This window comes from Rhodanobacter lindaniclasticus (genome assembly GCF_004799035.1).
Lineage (GTDB): Bacteria > Pseudomonadota > Gammaproteobacteria > Xanthomonadales > Rhodanobacteraceae > Rhodanobacter > Rhodanobacter lindaniclasticus.
The window spans coordinates 38,093-54,875 of the sequence record NZ_MWIO01000020.1; the positions used below are offsets into that span (position 1 = coordinate 38,093).

The 16,783-nt window shown below is 69.0% G+C and carries 9 protein-coding genes; 2 read left to right on the forward strand and 7 right to left on the reverse strand.

The window, feature by feature from the left end; genetic code table 11:
* The first annotated feature begins 53 nt into the window (after positions 1–53).
* A complete protein-coding gene (locus B1991_RS07195) occupies positions 54–2,630 on the forward strand; it encodes a glycoside hydrolase family 9 protein (protein ID WP_210772100.1) in 2,577 nt (858 codons plus the stop codon).
* Here the strand turns inward: B1991_RS07195 and B1991_RS07200 are convergent.
* From B1991_RS07200 to B1991_RS07215, 4 genes are read right to left on the reverse strand one after another with little or no spacing between them, the layout of a single operon-like run.
* On the reverse strand, positions 2,614–4,839 hold the full coding sequence (locus B1991_RS07200; RefSeq protein ID WP_425466657.1) for a glycoside hydrolase family 3 C-terminal domain-containing protein: 2,226 nt from the start codon (positions 4,837–4,839) through the stop codon (positions 2,614–2,616). The two genes, B1991_RS07195 and B1991_RS07200, sit on opposite strands and share 17 nt — an antisense overlap.
* 18 nt (positions 4,840–4,857) lie before the next feature.
* Entirely contained in the window at positions 4,858–6,585 is a 1,728-nt protein-coding gene (locus B1991_RS07205) for a glycoside hydrolase family 43 protein (RefSeq protein ID WP_136258046.1), read from the reverse strand.
* Positions 6,578–8,581 (reverse strand): sialate O-acetylesterase, encoded by a 2,004-nt coding sequence (locus tag B1991_RS07210; protein WP_425466658.1) that lies wholly within the window; start codon positions 8,579–8,581, stop codon positions 6,578–6,580. Before B1991_RS07210 ends, B1991_RS07205 begins: the two co-directional genes overlap by 8 nt.
* A gap of 15 nt (positions 8,582–8,596) precedes the next feature.
* Positions 8,597–10,840: an alpha-glucuronidase family glycosyl hydrolase gene (locus B1991_RS07215; protein ID WP_136258047.1), complete on the reverse strand. Its 2,244-nt coding sequence runs from the start codon at positions 10,838–10,840 to the stop codon at positions 8,597–8,599.
* Between the two features lie 151 nt (positions 10,841–10,991).
* Here B1991_RS07215 and B1991_RS07220 point away from each other — a divergent pair, with 151 nt between their 5' ends.
* The gene (locus B1991_RS07220) at positions 10,992–12,032 is read left to right on the forward strand and encodes a LacI family DNA-binding transcriptional regulator (RefSeq protein ID WP_136258048.1); all 1,041 of its coding nucleotides are present in this window, start codon (positions 10,992–10,994) and stop codon (positions 12,030–12,032) included.
* Between the two features lie 196 nt (positions 12,033–12,228).
* Here the strand turns inward: B1991_RS07220 and B1991_RS07225 are convergent, their stop codons facing one another.
* The 3 genes from B1991_RS07225 to xylB all read right to left on the reverse strand — a co-directional run bounded on the left by B1991_RS07225 (position 12,229) and on the right by xylB (position 16,652).
* Entirely contained in the window at positions 12,229–13,683 is a 1,455-nt protein-coding gene (locus B1991_RS07225; RefSeq protein WP_136258049.1) for a sugar porter family MFS transporter, read from the reverse strand.
* 87 nt (positions 13,684–13,770) lie between these two features.
* On the reverse strand, positions 13,771–15,111 hold the full coding sequence (gene xylA, locus B1991_RS07230; protein ID WP_136258050.1) for a xylose isomerase: 1,341 nt from the start codon (positions 15,109–15,111) through the stop codon (positions 13,771–13,773).
* A complete protein-coding gene (xylB, locus tag B1991_RS07235; RefSeq protein ID WP_136258051.1) occupies positions 15,108–16,652 on the reverse strand; it encodes a xylulokinase in 1,545 nt (514 codons plus the stop codon). The genes xylA and xylB overlap by 4 nt, the downstream gene beginning before the upstream one ends.
* Between the last annotated feature and the right edge of the window lie 131 nt (positions 16,653–16,783).

Below are 16,783 nucleotides of genomic sequence, written 5' to 3' on the forward strand. Positions count from 1 at the left end.
CGGGCGAGGTCCGGATGGCAAACATGCATGGTCGTTCGCATCGAGGCGGGTTGGTGTCGCGCAGGGGGTGGCTGGGCTGCCTGTCACTGGTGCTTGCGGTCGCCTCGTTGGCGAACGCGTGGGCTTCCGGCGAGGCGCCGGGTCTGGCGCTGACCGATACGGGATATCTCCGGGGCAACGGGGCGAGCGTCATGCTCTACGCCGACAGCTACAGCCCGATCTTCTTCGACCAGAAGAACGCAGCCCTGCAGATCATCCTGCACGGTCGCCGCATCGCGACCAACGGCAGCCTGCGTTTCTCGCCCACGCCGGAACAATGGAGTCGCATTCCGCATCTGGTGCGACGGTGGACCGACCGTGCCCACGGTCGGCTCGTCGCGCAGCTGTCGTATCCCGCGTATCACCTCGACTACCACATCAACGTCACGCCGGAGCCAGGCGGATTCCGTGTCAGCCTGGATCTCGACCAACCGCTGCCGGAGGCGGCGGTGGGCCGGGTCGGCTACAACCTGGAGTTTCTCCCGTCCATCTACGCGGACCAGGCCTACGAGGTCGACGGGGTCGTCCGGGGCATGTTGCCGCGTGATCCGCAGGGGCGGATGGTCGCCGATCCGCCGGCGCGCGGAGCGCCTCCCTTGCCGTGGTATGTCGAACAGTGGCGCGCGACCCGGCAGCACATGGTTCCGCGTGCCTTCGCCGCGGGACACCGCGTGACGCTGGTACCCGAGGACCGGTTGCATCGCGTCAGCATAAGCTCCGAGGACGCGGAGGTGCGGCTCTACGACGGGCGCAACCAGGCCCAGAACGGCTGGTTCGTGGCGCGTTCGCTGGTGCCGCCGGGAAAGACCACGGACGCGATCGTGTGGCATGTCCAGCTGGCCTCCGTGCCGGGCTGGACCCGGGCGCCGGTGATCGCGCACAGCCAGGTGGGTTATGCGCCGCGATTCCCCAAGGTGGCGGTGATCGAACTGGACCCGGCCGGCGATGCCCCGAAGACGGCATCGCTGCTGCGGCTGTCCGCCGAGGGCACGTTCGAGAAGGTCTACCAGGCGCAGGTCTCCACGCCGCAACCGTGGTTGCGCTACGCGTACGCGACCTTCGATTTTTCCTCGACGCGCCAGCCGGGCCTGTACAAGATCGAATACGCCGACCAGCAAACGGCGCCGTTCCGCATTGCCGACGACGTCTACGACCACACCTGGCAAACCAGCCTGGACGGATTCATGGCGGTGCAGATGGATCACGTCGCCGTGCGTGACGCCTACCGTGTCTGGCATGGCGTCGCGCACGGGGACGATGCGCGCCAAGCGCCGCCCGAGGTGCGTTCGTTCGACGGCTACTGGATGGGCGCGCAGACCTACTCCCCGTTCGAGCCCGGCGAGCACGTCCCGGGCCTGGATGTCGGTGGCTGGTTCGACGCCGGGGATTTCGACAACGACGTGTTCGACCAGTTGCAGACCATCCGCAACCTGGCCCTGAGCTGGAGCACGTTCCGGCCGACATGGGATGAACTCACGGTCGACGAGCAGGCGCGCAGCGTGGTGATGCACCAGCCCGACGGCATCCCCGATGTCGTCCAGCAGGTCGAGCATGGCGTGCTGCAGACGATGGCGCAGATCCGTGCGTTCGGCCATCCCATCATGGGCATCCACGCCTCCACCCTGGCGCAGTACACGTTCATCGGGGATGCCGCCTCGCAGACGGACGGGCGCATCCACGATTCGCGGGCCGATGGCAGCGGAGTGGATGGAAGCCATGCCGGTGCGCCGGACGATCGCTGGGCGTGGACCAACTACAACGCGTCGATGGACTACTCCGCCATCGCCTCGCTGGCCGCCGCCTCGGCCGCGTTGAAGGGTTGGAATGACGGGCTTGCGCAGGAGTGTCTGCAGTCCGCCATCGCGCTCTGGCAACGCGAGCAGGCGCACCCCGGACCCGAGGTGGCGGGGCGGTTCGATCAACCGAGCCCGTCGTACCAGTGGGCGGCGGCGCTGGAACTGATGATCGCCACGCGAGGCGCCGAGCCGTACCGGCAGCGTGTCGAGGCGTTGTTCCCGTCCGTCGTGCAGGACATGACGGACCGGGGATGGACCGCGGTGCGGGCGCTTCCCTACCTCGCCCCGGCCGAGGCCGCCCGCTTCAGGAAAGCGCTGGAGGCCTGGCTGCCGGAGATGCACAAGCGGATGGCCAGTACTCCGTTCGGCGTGCCGCCGTCCGCGGGCGGCTGGGGCAATGCCGCGCAGGTGGCGCGCTTTGGCGTCGCCATGTATTTCCTGCACCACGCCTTCCCCGACGTGGTCAGCCCGGAGCCCACCCTGCGTGCCGTCAACTACCTGCTGGGCACGCACCCGGTTTCCGGCACTTCCTGGATTGCCGGCGTCGGCACCGTCTCGACGCTGCATACGTACTCGAACAATCGTGGCGACCAGGGCTACATCCCCGGCGGGATGGTTCCCGGCTACATCGTGGTCAAGCCGGATTTTCCCGAATCCGTCGACGACTTCGGCATGCTTTGGTTCGAGCACGAGACGACCATCGGCGCGGCCACCGACTGGATTCTCGCCGCCCAGGCCGCAGCGGCGATCGCCAAAGAGACGGACGCCGGCGCCTCACTCAACGCCGCACACTGAAATCCCCGGCCACGCGGATGTCGGCGCTGGAGGCGCCCACCTGCACCTGGTAGCGGCCCGGGTCGACCGCATACGCATGCTGCGCGGCGTCGTAATACCTGAGGTCGGCTTGCGGCGTGATGTCAAAGGATACGACGCGTTGTTCGCCGGGATTGAGGGAGATGCGTCGGACGCCGCGCAGGGACTTGATCGCATGTGCATGCGGCGCGTCCAGCGCGCGCAGGTACAACTGCACGACTTCATCGCCGGCGCGCTGGCCGGTGTTCTTCACCGTCAGCGTGATCCGCATGGACTCGCCGGCATCCAGCGCGGTGCGATCCAGGTGCAGGTCGGCGTAGTCGAAATGCGTGTACGACAGGCCGTAGCCGAACGGGAAAAGCGGATGGCCGTCGAAGTAGCGATAGGTACGGCCCTTCATCGCGTAATCGTCGAACGGCGGCAATTGCTGCACGCCGGTGTAGAAGGTCACCGGCAAGCGGCCCGCGGGGTCGGCATCGCCGAACAGCACGTCGGCAACCGCATGACCGCCCGCCTGCCCCGGATACCAGGCCAGCAGGATCGCCGGCAACTTCTGGGCCGCCCAGTTGACGGCCAGCGCCGAGCCGGTGGTCAGCACCAGCACCACCGGCTTGCCGGTGGCCTGCAGGGCCTTCAGCAGTTTCAGCTGGGGCGCCGGCAGGCGCAGGCTGGTGCGGTCGCCGCCATCGAAGCCCGGGGCGTGGACCGGCATTTCCTCGCCCTCGATGTCGGCGGTCAAGCCGCCGACGAAGATCACCACCTCGGCCCGGTGCGCCGCGTCCAGCGCCGCCTCGAACTGTCCTGAGTCGATGGGCTGCTTCACGCCCTCGACCAGGTCCGCGCCCTGCACGTATTCCACCCGTGCGCGGGGCAGGGCCTCGCGGATGCCGGCCAGCACGGTCACCGGGCCCAGCGGCGTGCCGTGGTAATTGCCGAGCAGGGCGGCCACGCTGTCGGCCGTGGGGCCGACCACCGCAACGCGCTTCAGCGTCCGGGGAAGGGGCAGCAGGCCGTCGTTCTTCAGCAGCACCATGGATTCGCGCGCCGCCGTGCGCGCCAGTGCGCCATGCGCGGGCAGTTGCGCGGACAGCTCCGGCAGGTGCGACCACGGCAGCTTCGCCGACGGGTCGAACATGCCCAGGCGGAACCGGGCCAGCATCAGCCGCTGCACGGCCGTGTCGATGACCGATGCATCGACCAGGCCGTCGTGCACCGCCTTGGCCAGGCTGGCGTAGGTCGTACCGCAGTTGAGGTCGACGCCGCCAGAGACGGCCAGGGCAGCGGCCTGCTCGGCGGTACCGACGAGCTTGTGGTGCTGGAAGATGTCCGCCACCGCGCCGCAGTCGGACACGACGTAACCCTTGAACCCCCAGCCCGAGCGCAGGATGTCGCCGAGCAAGCGCTTGCTGCCGGTGGCGGGGGCGCCGTCCACGCGGTTGTAGGCGCTCATGACGGCATCGACGTGGGCCTCCTGCACCAGCGCCTGGAACGCCGGCAGGTAGGTTTCGTACAGGTCGCGCTCGGACGGCCGCGCGTCGAAGTGGTGGCGCTCCGATTCCGGCCCGCTGTGGACCGCGAAGTGCTTGGCCGTGGCATCGAGCTTGCGATACGTCGGGTCGTCGCCCTGCAGACCGTCGACGAAGGCCACCCCCATGCGCGCGGTGAGGTAGGGATCCTCGCCATAGGTTTCCTGGCCACGGCCCCAGCGCGGATCGCGGAAGATGTTGATGTTCGGCGACCAGAAGGTCAGGCCCTGGTAGCGCTCGCGCTTGCCCTCGCGCACGAACGCATCGTGCTTGGCACGCGCCTCGTCGCTGATCGCGGTGGCCACCCGGTGCATCAGCGGCACGTCGAAGGTTGCCGCCAGGCCGATCGCCTGCGGGAACACCGTGGCCGTGCCGGCGCGCGCTACGCCATGCAGCGCCTCGTTCCACCAGTCATAGGCGGGTACCCCCAGGCGCGGGATCGCCGTCGCGGCGTTCTGCATCTGGGCGATCTTTTCCTCCAGCGTCATGCGCGATACCAGGTCGGCGGCACGCCGGTCGAAGTCGAGCGACGTATCGCGCCAGGCGGGTGTCGCATCCGCAGCTCGCGTGGCGTCGGTGGCATGGCCGGGGCAGGCGGCGGCCAGCAGCATGGCGATCGTGGCGCAGACGGTCACCGGTCCGGACGCGCGTTGGATGGTTTGCATGTCGCTTTCCTCGCTTGATCAGTGGTTGCCGGCGGGTTTCGCCACCCGCGCATACGGCCCCAGCACCACGCCGACGAAGCCGCCGGCAACGTCGGTGCTGAGAATGGTGGCGTCGTCGCCGCGCTGCAGCCAGCGCCAGCCCTTGCCGTCCGCGTCGTAGGCGAATGCGTAGCGGCCGCGGTCGCCGGAAACCTGCAGCTTCAGTTCGCCGCGCGGGGCGACGCGGGCGCGCGCGATCACCTGCGGCTGCTTGCCGCCGTCCTTTTCCAGGAACACCTCCCACGCCTCGCCGACGCGGCGCACGCCGAGGAAGTACCAGTGCGTGCTGCCCTGGAAGACGGCGATGCCGGCGTCGACGCCAGCTTGCGCCGGCGGCCGGAGCGCGGTGCTGGCGTCGAACGAGAGATGCTGCTGGCGACGTGCCAGGAACGAGGGGTTGTGCAGCGAGTCCAGGCCCTCGGGCAGCGGCTGGATCGCCAGCCAGCCGGGCGTCGTTTTCAGGTCGACCCAGGGACGCGTGGGCGTGCGCAGGTACATCCACGCGCGGCCCGGCGTCGTCTCGCTGAAATCGTCGCGCCAGGTGAAGTTGCCGCTGAGCGGCGCCTGCGGGGTGCTGCGCGGCATGAAGGCGGGTCCGGTCGCGACTCGCGGGATCACCTCGCCATGCGGAAGAATGGACGGCCAGCCGTCCGTCCAGCGCACCGGCAACAGGAAGGTCTCGCGGCCGGTGTTGAAGCGCACCTCGTCATAGGCGCGGCTGGCCAGGAAGATCGACCACCAGCTGCCATCTGGGGCTTCGACCAGGCTGGCGTGCCCGGCATTGATGATCGGCGCGGCGCGTCCGGCGGGCAGGTCGCGCTGGGTCAGGATCGGGTTGTGCGGGTTCGGTCGATACGGCCCCCACGGCGAGCGGCTGCGCAGCACGATCTGCGAATGCTGCACGCTGGTGCCGCCTTCGGCGCAGGACAGGTAGTACCAGCCGTCGCGCCGGTACACGTGCGGGCCCTCGTACCATATCGGGTGATCGATGCCCTCGACCGGACCGTGCAGCACGATCCGGCGCGGGCCGGTCGGCTTCATCGTCGCGGTGTCGAAATGCTGCATCCAGATCGCGCGATCGCCGTTGTAGCGCGAACCTCCTGGCGGCTCGCCGCTGTAGAGCAGGTAGGCCGTGCCGTCGTGGTCGAAGAACAGCGACGGATCGATGCCGTCGACGCCGGGCAGCCAGGCCGGGTCGGACCACGGTCCGGCCGGGTTGCTGGCCGTGACCAGGAAGTTCTCGCCGCCGTCGACGAAGGTGTTGAGCACGTAGAACACCCCGTCGTGCCAGGCGATGTCCGGCGCGAACACGCCGCGCGACACACCCAGCCCGTCGTAGTGCAGTTGCGAAGGCCGGTCGATGGCGTTGCCGATCTGCTTCCAGTGCACCAGGTCGCGGCTTTCGAACACCGGGATGCCGGGGAAATAGGCGAAGCTGGAGTTGACCAGGTAGAAGCGGTCGCCGACGCGCACGACCGACGGGTCCGGGTGAAAGCCCGCCAGCACCGGGTTGCGGTAGCCGTCGGGCGGCAGAGGTTGCGCGAAGCCCGCGTCGTGGCCGGTGTAGGAGAACCAGTCGTACCGCACCGGCTGTTGCGCCTGCGCGGGCAGCGCCTGCAGCACGAGGGCCGCCACCAGCAGGCCGAGCCGGACACGCGTGCGCCGTCCCCGCACGAATAGACCGGAGCTTGCGCGATGCTCATTCATGGCTGGCTCCCGGCGAGGGGATCGGCAACTGGAACGGTCCGGCCGGCAGGCCGTTGCCGTCGAACAGGGTGACCACGGGATTGTCGGCCCAGCCATAGCGCACGCGCGTGGCCGATGCTGCGTCGGGCGCGTGCAAGATCACCGTGTCGCCATGGATCGTCGCCCGCGCGTAGCGGCACGACCCGGCATCGGCACCACACAACTCGAAGCCGATCGCGTCATCGGCGCCGTGCGCCACCAGCCCATTTTCGAGCTGACCGAAGCGAACCACCACCGCGTCGCCTGCGTGCCGCACCGACAGCGGTACCGGCCCCGATGGCGACGGTACGTGCTCGCCGTAGACCACCTGCCGCGCCACGCGCGCCAGACGGCGGCCAAGCTCCTGCTTGTTGGCCGGATGAATGTCGTAGGCGTTGCCGATATCGATGGTCACCGCCAGCGCGCTGCGCGCGTCGTCGGCAGCCACCTGGCGCTGCGCCTCGCGCAACTGCGCCCAGCCGCTTTCGGCCGGCTGCGTGGGCGCCGGCCCGTAGTTGGCCAACTGCACGATCAGCAGCGGCATGTCGTTCCCGAACTGCGCCCGCATCTGCCGGCGGTAGGCGCGCAACAACCCGGCGTAGGCGCCGGCATCGCCGGTGTTGGAGGCGCCTTGGTACCAGATCGTGCCGCGCACGGCGTAGTTGCCCAGCGGTGCGACCATGCCGTTGTGCAGCGTGGTGAGGCCGGCCGCCGACAGCCACGGCGCGAGCGGCGGCTGGCCGAGGGGATTCGCCACGACGCGATACATCCAGGGGCCGTCCAGCGGCGCCGAACTGCCGTCGTCGAAATGCAACGCGCGGGCGGACGCCGGCCCGAGCATGCCGCCGTCGCCATAGGTGTTGAGCACGTTGACCACGATCGTGTTGACGCCCGCGTGCAGCAGACCCGGCGGCAGGCGGTACTCGCGCGCCGCATCCAGGTAGGCGCTGCCCACGGCGCGGCCGTTGACCCAGGTCTCGTCGACTTCATCGACCAGGCCCATGGCCAGCGTCGCGCCGCGCGCCGCCTGCGCGGCGCTGAGCGTCACCGTGCTGCGGAACCAGACCATGCCGGTGAAGCCGGTCAGCGCCGGCACATTCGATGTGCTCCAGGCGCCGAGGCCGGGCGGGGCCTGATGCCAGTCGGCGGCGGTGGCAAGCTGCGGGCGCCACGGCTCGTCGCCCGGCCTTGCCTGCGGGCGTTTGCGCCACCAGGTTTCCCACTGCCGGCCCCAGCCCGCGTTTGCCGCCACCGGATCGTGCGCGTACTGGTCCAGCAGGTCGAGCGCGATGTCGTAACCACCTGCCGTGCGCAGCGCCGCGGCGCTCATCCAGGCCTGGATCTGCGCGCCACCCCAGGCGTCGTCGATCAGCCCCATCGGTACGTCGATCCGCTTCCTGAGCTCGCGCGCGAAGTAGTAGCACGTAGCCGAGAACTCCGCGGTCGCCTCGGGCGTGGGCTTCTGCCAGGCCACCGGCGTGCCGAAGTCCGCGCGCGGCGTGACGCTTGCCTGCTTGCCCACGATGAGCATGCGGATGGCGTCGTCGTTCGCGCCGGAGACTTCGGCGGGCCAGTTGAGCGTGCGCTTCACCGGCAGCTCCATGTTCGACTGCCCCGAACACAGCCAGACGTCGCCAACCAGCACGTCGTGCACGGTCTGGATCGAGCCGTCGGCCGTCTTCGCCGTCAGCGTGTACGGGCCACCGGCGTGCAGCGCCGGCAACCTCGCCTGCCAGCGGCCCCGGGCGTCGGCCTGCGTCCGCGCCTGGCCGCCGCCGAGCGAGACGGTTACCGTCTGGCCCGCTGCGGCGTGGCCCCAGACCGGGATCGGGCGGTCACGCTGCAAGACCGCGTGATCCTGGAACAACGCGCTCAGCAACGGCACGCTGTTGTCGCTGGCCCGGGCCACGGATGCGGTGGCCAGTGACATCACCGTGGCCAGCACGGCAAATAACGCACGCGAACGATGGACAGGCATGGCGGATTTCATCCTCTATCGGCTCTGGCCCGGGGCGTCGGGAAACGTCAGCGATTCGTAGTACCGCAGCGGATGCGCCGGCGGCGCGTAGCCGGGCGGCAGCGGCAGGCTGTTGAGGCTCTGCCAGTAGGCGATGCTGGCGTCGCGCCACCATTGCGCCTCGCGCTGCTGGATGGCCAGGAATGCGGCGGCCTTGAGCTGGCGTTCGGCATCGACGTGGCCCTGCAGGCCGCGCCAGCTCGCACGCATCGTCTGCACCGCATCGAGGCCTCGCGTGTAGTGCTCCACCAGGGCCTGCCACAGCGTGGCGCCGGAGCGCATGCGGTACGTCCAGGGCACGTGGTGGAACCAGAGCAGATACGCGTCCGGCACGCAGGCGAGGTCGGCAAGACAGCGCGCCAGCGGCGGCGCGTACTGCGCCACCGCGTCGCTGCCGGTGGCGGTACGATCGAAGCCGATGCCGCGCGCGTCGGCGCGGTTGTAGTACGTCGGGTTCCAGTCCGCACGCGGCAGGCTGTGGTCCCACGGCGCCGGCCCATAGTGGCTGCCGGCCCCCATCTGGTGGGCCAGGCCCAGCGGCGTCATGTAGTCGACCGCCGCCTCGCGCGAGGCCATCATCATGTCCACCACCGGACCGACGAAGCCCGGGTCGTTCGAGAAGGTCATGCGCACCCAGTCGTCCGCGATCGCGCGCGCGGACTGTTGCGGATCCCACGCCAGACGGCCGAAGGCGTACCAGTTGGCCTGGTTGAAGTCCGAGCCGCACCAGTCACGCTCGCTGCCGGTGTTGGCGACGCCGGCGATGCCGCTCGGCGCATGGCCGTCCCTTCGTCCCTCGATCACCCTGGCCACGGTCGATCCCTTGCCGTGCGCCATGGTGTCGGCCGCGAGCGCCTCCTTGAACAGCGGCCCCAGATAGACCAGGTTCGTGGCGAAGCCCAGGTACTCCTTGGTGATCTGCAGCTCCATCATCAGCGGCGTCTTCGGCATCGCGCCGAACAGCGGGTTGAAGGGCTCGCGCGGCTGGAAATCGAGCGGGCCGTTCTTCACCTGCAGCAGCACGTTGGCGGCGAACTTGCCATCCAGCGGCTTGAACTCGTCCCAGGCCTGCTTGACCCGATCCTCGCCGGGGCGGTTCGCGTAGACGAAGGCGCGCCACATCACCACGCCGCCGTGTGGCGCGAGTGCGGCGGCGAGCATGTTGGCGCCATCGGCGTGAGTGCGACCGTAGTCCTGCGGGCCGGACTGGCCTTCCGAATGGGCCTTGACCAGGAAGCCGCCGAAATCCGGGATGAGCCGGTAGATCTCGTCCGCCTTGTCGCGCCACCAGCCGCGCACCGCGGGGTCGAGCGGATCGGCGGTTTTCAATCCGCCCAGCCTGACAGGTGCGTCGAACGGCACGCTGAGGTAGGCGCGGATGCCCCAGGCGCGAAATACGCCGGCCAGTGCCGCCACCTTCAGCAGATACCGGTGCGTCAGGATCAGCGGGTCGGCATTGACGTTGTTGAGCACGCTGCCGTTGATGCCGATCGAGGCGTTGGCGCGGGCATAGTCGGTGTAGCGCGGATCCAGATCATCCGGCAGCGTCCACCAGTTCCAGAGGGACTGGCCGGCGTAGCCGCGCTCGACGTGGCGGTCGAGATCGTCCCAGTGATCGAGCACGCGCAGCTGCATGCGCGGCGTGTCGCGCAGGTCGAGCGTTCCGGCGGGACGCCCGATCTGCAGCAGACGCAGGAATCGGAACGCGCCGTACAGGACGCCGATGTCGGTGTTGCCGGCAATCACCGTGGCGGCGTGGCCGTTCACGCGCATGCTCCTGACCAGGTAGCCCTCGCTGCCCAGATCCCGGGTGTCCAGGTGCAGGCTCGCGATCAGCGCCGACGATGACGGCGTGCCGGCGACGATGGCGCCGTCGCGGGTTACCTCGGCGGACAGCGGCGGTGGCGTGCCCAGCAGGCCGCCCAGGCCGCGCAGCAATTCACTGCGGGTCGCGGCCTGGGTCGACGTCGCCTTGCCCACGATCAGTTGCCCGGCCTGGTTGCGGTAGGCAGCGGCCGCCGCGGCAGGGAGCGGGTGGTAACGCAGCCACAGCTCGTAGCCGTCTTCGGCGCGGGCATGCCCCGCGCACAGGCAGGCGGCCAGCGCCAGCAGGCCTGCGGCGAACGGGCGCCGGACGTGCTTCCGGAGTACGTTTCCCGCGCGCGATGTCGCCCCGCGGCGACGGCCGTGGTCGCCGGCGCGGACTGTTACCGCTAACATGCAGCCATGTCGAAATGTCGCCATGTTCGACTTACCATCGGAAGGGTTGCCGGTGCTTGGGGTCATCGCGTCGCGGCTTCCGGGCCACGAGTCCGCAGAAGGAAAAACGGCATTGAACAAGACAGTCAGGAAATCGGTCCGCCGCAGGGGAATGGCCGTCACCATCGACGAGGTGGCCGCGCTTGCCCAGGTATCGCCGATGACGGTGTCGCGTGTCGTCAACGGCCAGAGCAAGGTGCGCGAGTCGACACGCGAACGCGTGATGCAGGCGGTGGGCAAACTGGGCTACGTGCCGAACCGGGCGGCCAGTTCCCTTGCCGCCGCGCAGGATGCGCGAATCGCGCTCATCTACACCAATCCCAGCTCCGCCTATTTGCGCGAGCTCCTGCTGGGCGTGTTGCACGTGACGGCGCGTACCACGTTCCAGCTGATCATCGATGACTGGGAGGGCTTCGATGCCGCCGCTGAACGCAAGGCCGCACGTACCCTGGGCGGGAGCGTGGGGGGCGTCATCCTGCCGCCGCCCCTGTGCGAATCGAAGGTGGTCATCGGGGAGCTGGGTCGTGCGGGCGTGCCGATGGTCGCGATCGCTTCGGGCAGTTTCAATCCCGATATCTCCAGCGTGCGCATCGACGATTTCCTGGCCGGCAAGGAAATCACCGAGTACCTGATCAAGGCCGGCCACACACGCATCGCCTGCGTCAAGGGCCACCCCAACCAGATGGCCAGCCAGCGTCGCTTCGAGGGCTACAAGGCTGCACTCAAGGAAGCGGGCATTGCGCCGGATGCGCAGCTGGTACAGCAAGGCTATTTCACCTACCGCTCGGGGCTGGACGCGACGGAGAAGCTGCTGTCGCTGCGCAAGCCGCCCACCGCGATCTTCGCCAGCAACGACGACATGGCCGTCGCCGCGGTTTCGGTGGCGCATCGACGCGGCCTGCAGGTGCCCCGGGATCTGTCCATTGTGGGCTTCGACGACACCTCGGCGGCGACCACCATCTGGCCCGAGCTCACCACCGTGCGCCAGCCGATCGGCAACATGGCCGACGCGGCGATCGACATCCTGCTGCGCGCGATCCGTCGCAAACCCGAAGACCACCGCGTGGTGGTCGACCATGTGATGGCGCATCAGCTGGTGGTGCGTGATTCGGTGGCACCTCCGCCGGTGCTCGCGCGCAAATCGGGTACCTGAGGAACCACGCCGACCAGCGGGGCGGCTGCGCACGGGTTCGCGGGCCCCGGCGGTGGAAACCCGGGCAGCGGGGCAAAGCCGTTTTGGGTCAGGTTTGTCGATCATGTCGGGCAAACAGCCGTGGCCACTGACGGGAATGCGCGCAAGAGCTGGCCGGATGGAGGTGCCGTCACCGGCGTTCCCGCCACCCGGGCTCCTAACCTTCCATCTGCTCCAGCTCCTTGCCGCGCGTCTCGCGCACGCAGAACACCACGAAGATCACCGAGAGTGCGGCAGCGGCCGCGTACAGGCCGTAGGTGCCGGCCAGACCGATGCCGACCAGCAGCACCGGGAAACTCACCGTGATGACGAAGTTCGACATCCACTGCACGGCGCCGGCCACGGCCAGAGCCGAACCGCGGATCTGGTTGGGGAACATCTCGCCGAGCATCACCCACATCGCCGGCCCCCACGACGCGTTGAAGAACACCACGTAGACGTTGGCGACGACCAGCGCCAGCGTGCCCCATGCGCGCGGCAGCGCCAGTTGTCCGCCGGCGTCGAGGGTGGCGTGGGTGAAGGCCACGGCGACCAGCGCCAGGGCGATGGTCATGCCCACGGAGCCGACCCACAGCAGCGGCTTGCGGCCGACGCGGTCGATCAGCGCGATGGCGACCAGGCAGGCACCGATGCTCAGCGCACCGGACAGCACGTTGATCAGCAGCGCGTCGCTTTCGGAGAAGCCCACCGCCTGCCACAGCACCGCGCCGTAATAGAACACCACGTTGATGCCGACCAACTGCTGGAACGCGGCCAGGCCGACGCCCACCCACACGATCGGGCGCACGCGGCCTTTGGCCCTGTCGATCAGATCCGACAGGCGCGGACGATGCCGGTCGTGCGCCAGTGATGCGTCGATCTCCTGGAGCTTCTCGCGCGCCGTGGATTCGCCGTAGAGCCGGCCCAGGATGGTCAGCGCCTCGGCGTCGCGCCGCTTCAGCGCCAGGAAACGCGGACTTTCGGGAATGAACAGCAGCGAGCCCAGGAACAGCGCCGAGGGCAAGGCCTGCACCCAGAACATCCAGCGCCAGGCCGCCTGCTGCAGCCACAGCGTGCCGGTGGATGCGCCGGCTGCCTGGGCCAGCAGGTAATTGCTGAGAAAGGCGCAGAACAGGCCGCCGATGATGGCGATCTGCTGCATCGTGGCCAGCCGCCCGCGATAGCGCGCCGGCGCCACCTCGGCAATGTAGGCCGGGGCGATGATGCTGGCGGCGCCCACGGCGAAGCCGCCGGTCACGCGCGCGGCGATGAACCACCAGGCGGTGGCCGACGCACCGGCACCCAGCGCCGACAGCAGGAACAGCACCGCGGTGACCAGCAATACCGAGCGGCGTCCCCAGCGATCGGCCACGCGCCCGGCGAAGAACGCGCCGACCACGCAGCCGAGCAGCATCGAGCCGACTTCGAAGCCGGTGGCGGCCGCCCCGGTGCCGAAGGCCGCCTTCAGGCCGTCGATGCTGCCATTGATGACGCCGCTGTCGAAGCCGAACAGGAAGCCGCCAAGGGTGGCCACGCAACTGATCCGCACGACCAGCCGCAGGTTCTCCTCCCGTGGCGCGGGAGCGGCGGGTTCACGCGCAAGACTTTGCACACTGGATGTGTTCGCTGCCATTTCCGGTTCCCCTCCTGCGTCGATGCCGGCCCCGGCCGGTGCGCGGCCCTCCCCGCCACGACCGGTGCGACTGGCGATGCGCCGGTGTCAGCGCGCCAGGTACTGATTGATGAGGTTCTCGTAGCGTTCCTGCTTGCCGCTGGTCTGGATCGGCTCGCCATGGCCGGCGGCCAGGTCGCGCAGCGCGGCCAGATCCGTCTTGCCCTGCGCAAAATCGCGTCCCGGGCCTTCATCGAAACTGGCGTAACGTTCGGCGCGCCAGCGTTCCCACGGTGACTGCGTCTGCAGCGCATAGGCCACTTCCAGGCCTCGCGCAAAGCTGTCCATGCCGCCGATGTGGGCGAGGAACAGGTCTTCGCCGTCGGTGGACTCGCGACGCAGCTTGGCGTCGAAGTTCACGCCGCCCGGCGCCAGTCCGCCCTGGCGCAGCACCACCATCATCGCGCCCACGGTGTCGTACAGGTCGCTGGGGAACTGGTCGGTGTCCCAGCCGTTCTGCGGGTTGCCGCGGTTGCCGTCGATGCTGCCCAGCAGGCCGTGGTCGGAGGCCATCTGCAGGTCGTGCTCGAAGGTGTGCCCGGCGAGCGTGGCGTGGTTGGCCTCGACGTTGAGCTTGAAATCCCTGTCCAGGCCGTGCTGCTTGAGGAAGCCGACCACGGTCGAGGCGTCGAAGTCGTACTGGTGTTTCATCGGCTCCATCGGCTTGGGTTCGATCAGGAAATTGCCCTTGAAGCCGATGCTGCGGCCGTAGTCGCGCGCGGTGGCGAGGAAGCGTGCGAAATGTTCGAGCTCGCGCCGGGTGTCGGTGTTGTGCAGCGTGGCGTAGCCCTCGCGGCCGCCCCAGAACACGTAGTTGGCACCCCCCAGCTCGACGGTGGCCTCCAAGGCGGCCTTGACCTGCACCGCGGCGCGCGCCACCACGGCGAAATCGGGATTGGTCGCCGCGCCGTTCATGTAGCGCGGGTGGGTGAACAGGTTGGCGGTGCCCCACAGCAGCTTGAGGCCGGTGGCCTGCTGGCGCTCCCCGGCCAGGGCCACCATGTGCTTGAGGTTCTTCTCGTAGGCGACGACGTCCTCGGCATCCGGTGCGATGTCGTTGTCATGGAAGCAGTAGTACGGCACGCCCAGCTTGGTGAAGAATTCGAACGCGGCGTCGAGCTTGTCTTCGGCGCGCGCCAGCGGCGTGTCCGCGGACCGGTTCCAGAGGTAATCGCGGGTGCCGGGTCCGAACGGATCGTTGCCGGTGTTGCAGAAGGTATGCCAGTAGCACACCGCGAAGCGCAGGTGCTCGGCCATGGTCTTGTCGCCGAGCTTCTTGCCGGCGTCATAGTGCTTGAACGACAGCGGGTTGTCCGACTCGCGGCCTTCGTAGGGAATGCGACCGATGCCGGGGAAGTATTCGCGTTTGCCGATGAAGGGCGTGCTCATGGGATGGGATGCCTCGTTGTCGATGCGTGAGGGGATCCGGGCGTGGCAGCGTCCGGGGTGTCGGCCGCGATGGCTTCCAGCTGATGCAGGAAGCGGTCGTAGTGCCGTCGATAGGCCGTGGCGGCATCCACGTCGGGTCGGGTGGAAAGTTCGGGCGCCAGGCGGACGTGCTCGTCCGTGACGGCGGCGATGGCGGCGCGCCCGCCATCGGCATGGTCCAGCGCCCACAGCGCCTGCAGGGCGGCGCCGAATGCCGCGCCTTCGGTCTGCGCGGGCACGTCCACCGGCAGTTCGAAGATGTCGGCGATCATCTGTCGCCAGGCGGGGCTGTGGCTGCCCCCGCCGGTAAGGCGGATCGCGTCGAAGTGCAGCCCGGCGGCCAGCAGGAAGTCGTAGCCGCGGCGCAGCGTGTAGCTGGCACCTTCCATGGCGGCACGGTAGAGGTTGCCGCGGGTGAGGTTGGCCGCGTCCATGCCATGCAGGCTGGCGCGTGCGTGCGGCAGGTTGGGCGTGCGCTCGCCGTGGAAGAACGGCAGCAGCACCAGTCCATCCGCGCCCGGCGTGGTGCCGGCCATCACCGCGTCGCCGTCGCGGCGGTCGAAACCGAAAGCACGCGCCACGTTGTCCGTGGCCACGGTGCAGTTCATGGTGCAGATCAGCGGCAGCCAACCGCCGGTCGAGGAGCAGAACGCGGCCCACCGACCGGCGTCGTCGACTACCGGACGGTCGGCGTGCGCGAACAGCGTGCCGGAGGTGCCCAGGCTCATGCTCAGCACGCCGGGGACCACGTTGCCGGTACCGATCGCCGCCATCATGTTGTCGCCGCCGCCGGCTGACACGCGTAGTGTCCGCGGCAGCCCGAGTTCGTCGGCGGCTGCCGGGGAGATGCGGAAACTCGCATCGGCCTCGACCAGCGGCGGCAGGCAGGCGGCGAGGTCGCGCTCGCCGTCGGTTGCGGCCAGCATGGGGGCCGACCAGCGTCGCGTGCGCACGTCCAGCCAGCCCGTGCCGGAGGCATCGCCGTGTTCCATCCAGCGCTCGCCGGTCAGCCAGAAATTCACGTAGTCGTGGGGCAGCGCGATGATGGCCAGTTGCCGGTACACCTCGGGCCGATGCCGGCGCGTCCACGGCAGCTTCGACGCCGTGTAGCCGGCCAGGACGGGATTGCCGGCCAGTTCGATGCAGCGTGCCGCGCCACCCGCCGAAGCCATGATGTCGTCGCACTCGCGCTGCGTGCTGGTGTCGCACCACAGTTTCGCCGGAGCCAGCACGCGGCCGGAAACATCCAGCGGCACCAAGCCATGCTGCTGCCCCGACACGCCCAGGGCAACCACCTGAGCGCGCTGCATCGCCGTCAGCTTCGCAAGACAGACGCGGATCGCGTCGATCCACCACTCGGGCATCTGCTCGCAGCTGCCGTCACCACCCACGATCATCTCGAGCGGATGGCTGTGCGTGGCAACGACACGATGCGTTGCAAAATCGTAGGCAACGAGCTTGACGCTCTGGCTGCCCACGTCGAGTCCGACGACCAAGCCCATGCGCAGTGGCTTCCGAGAATGTTAGCGCTAACACAAAAGCTAGCGCAAAAAAGCCCGGCTGGCAAGAACGAGACTCTGGTGGCCGTCGAGGCCGCTCGTCGGCGTGGCTGCAGGCAGGTGCTGGTGCGAAC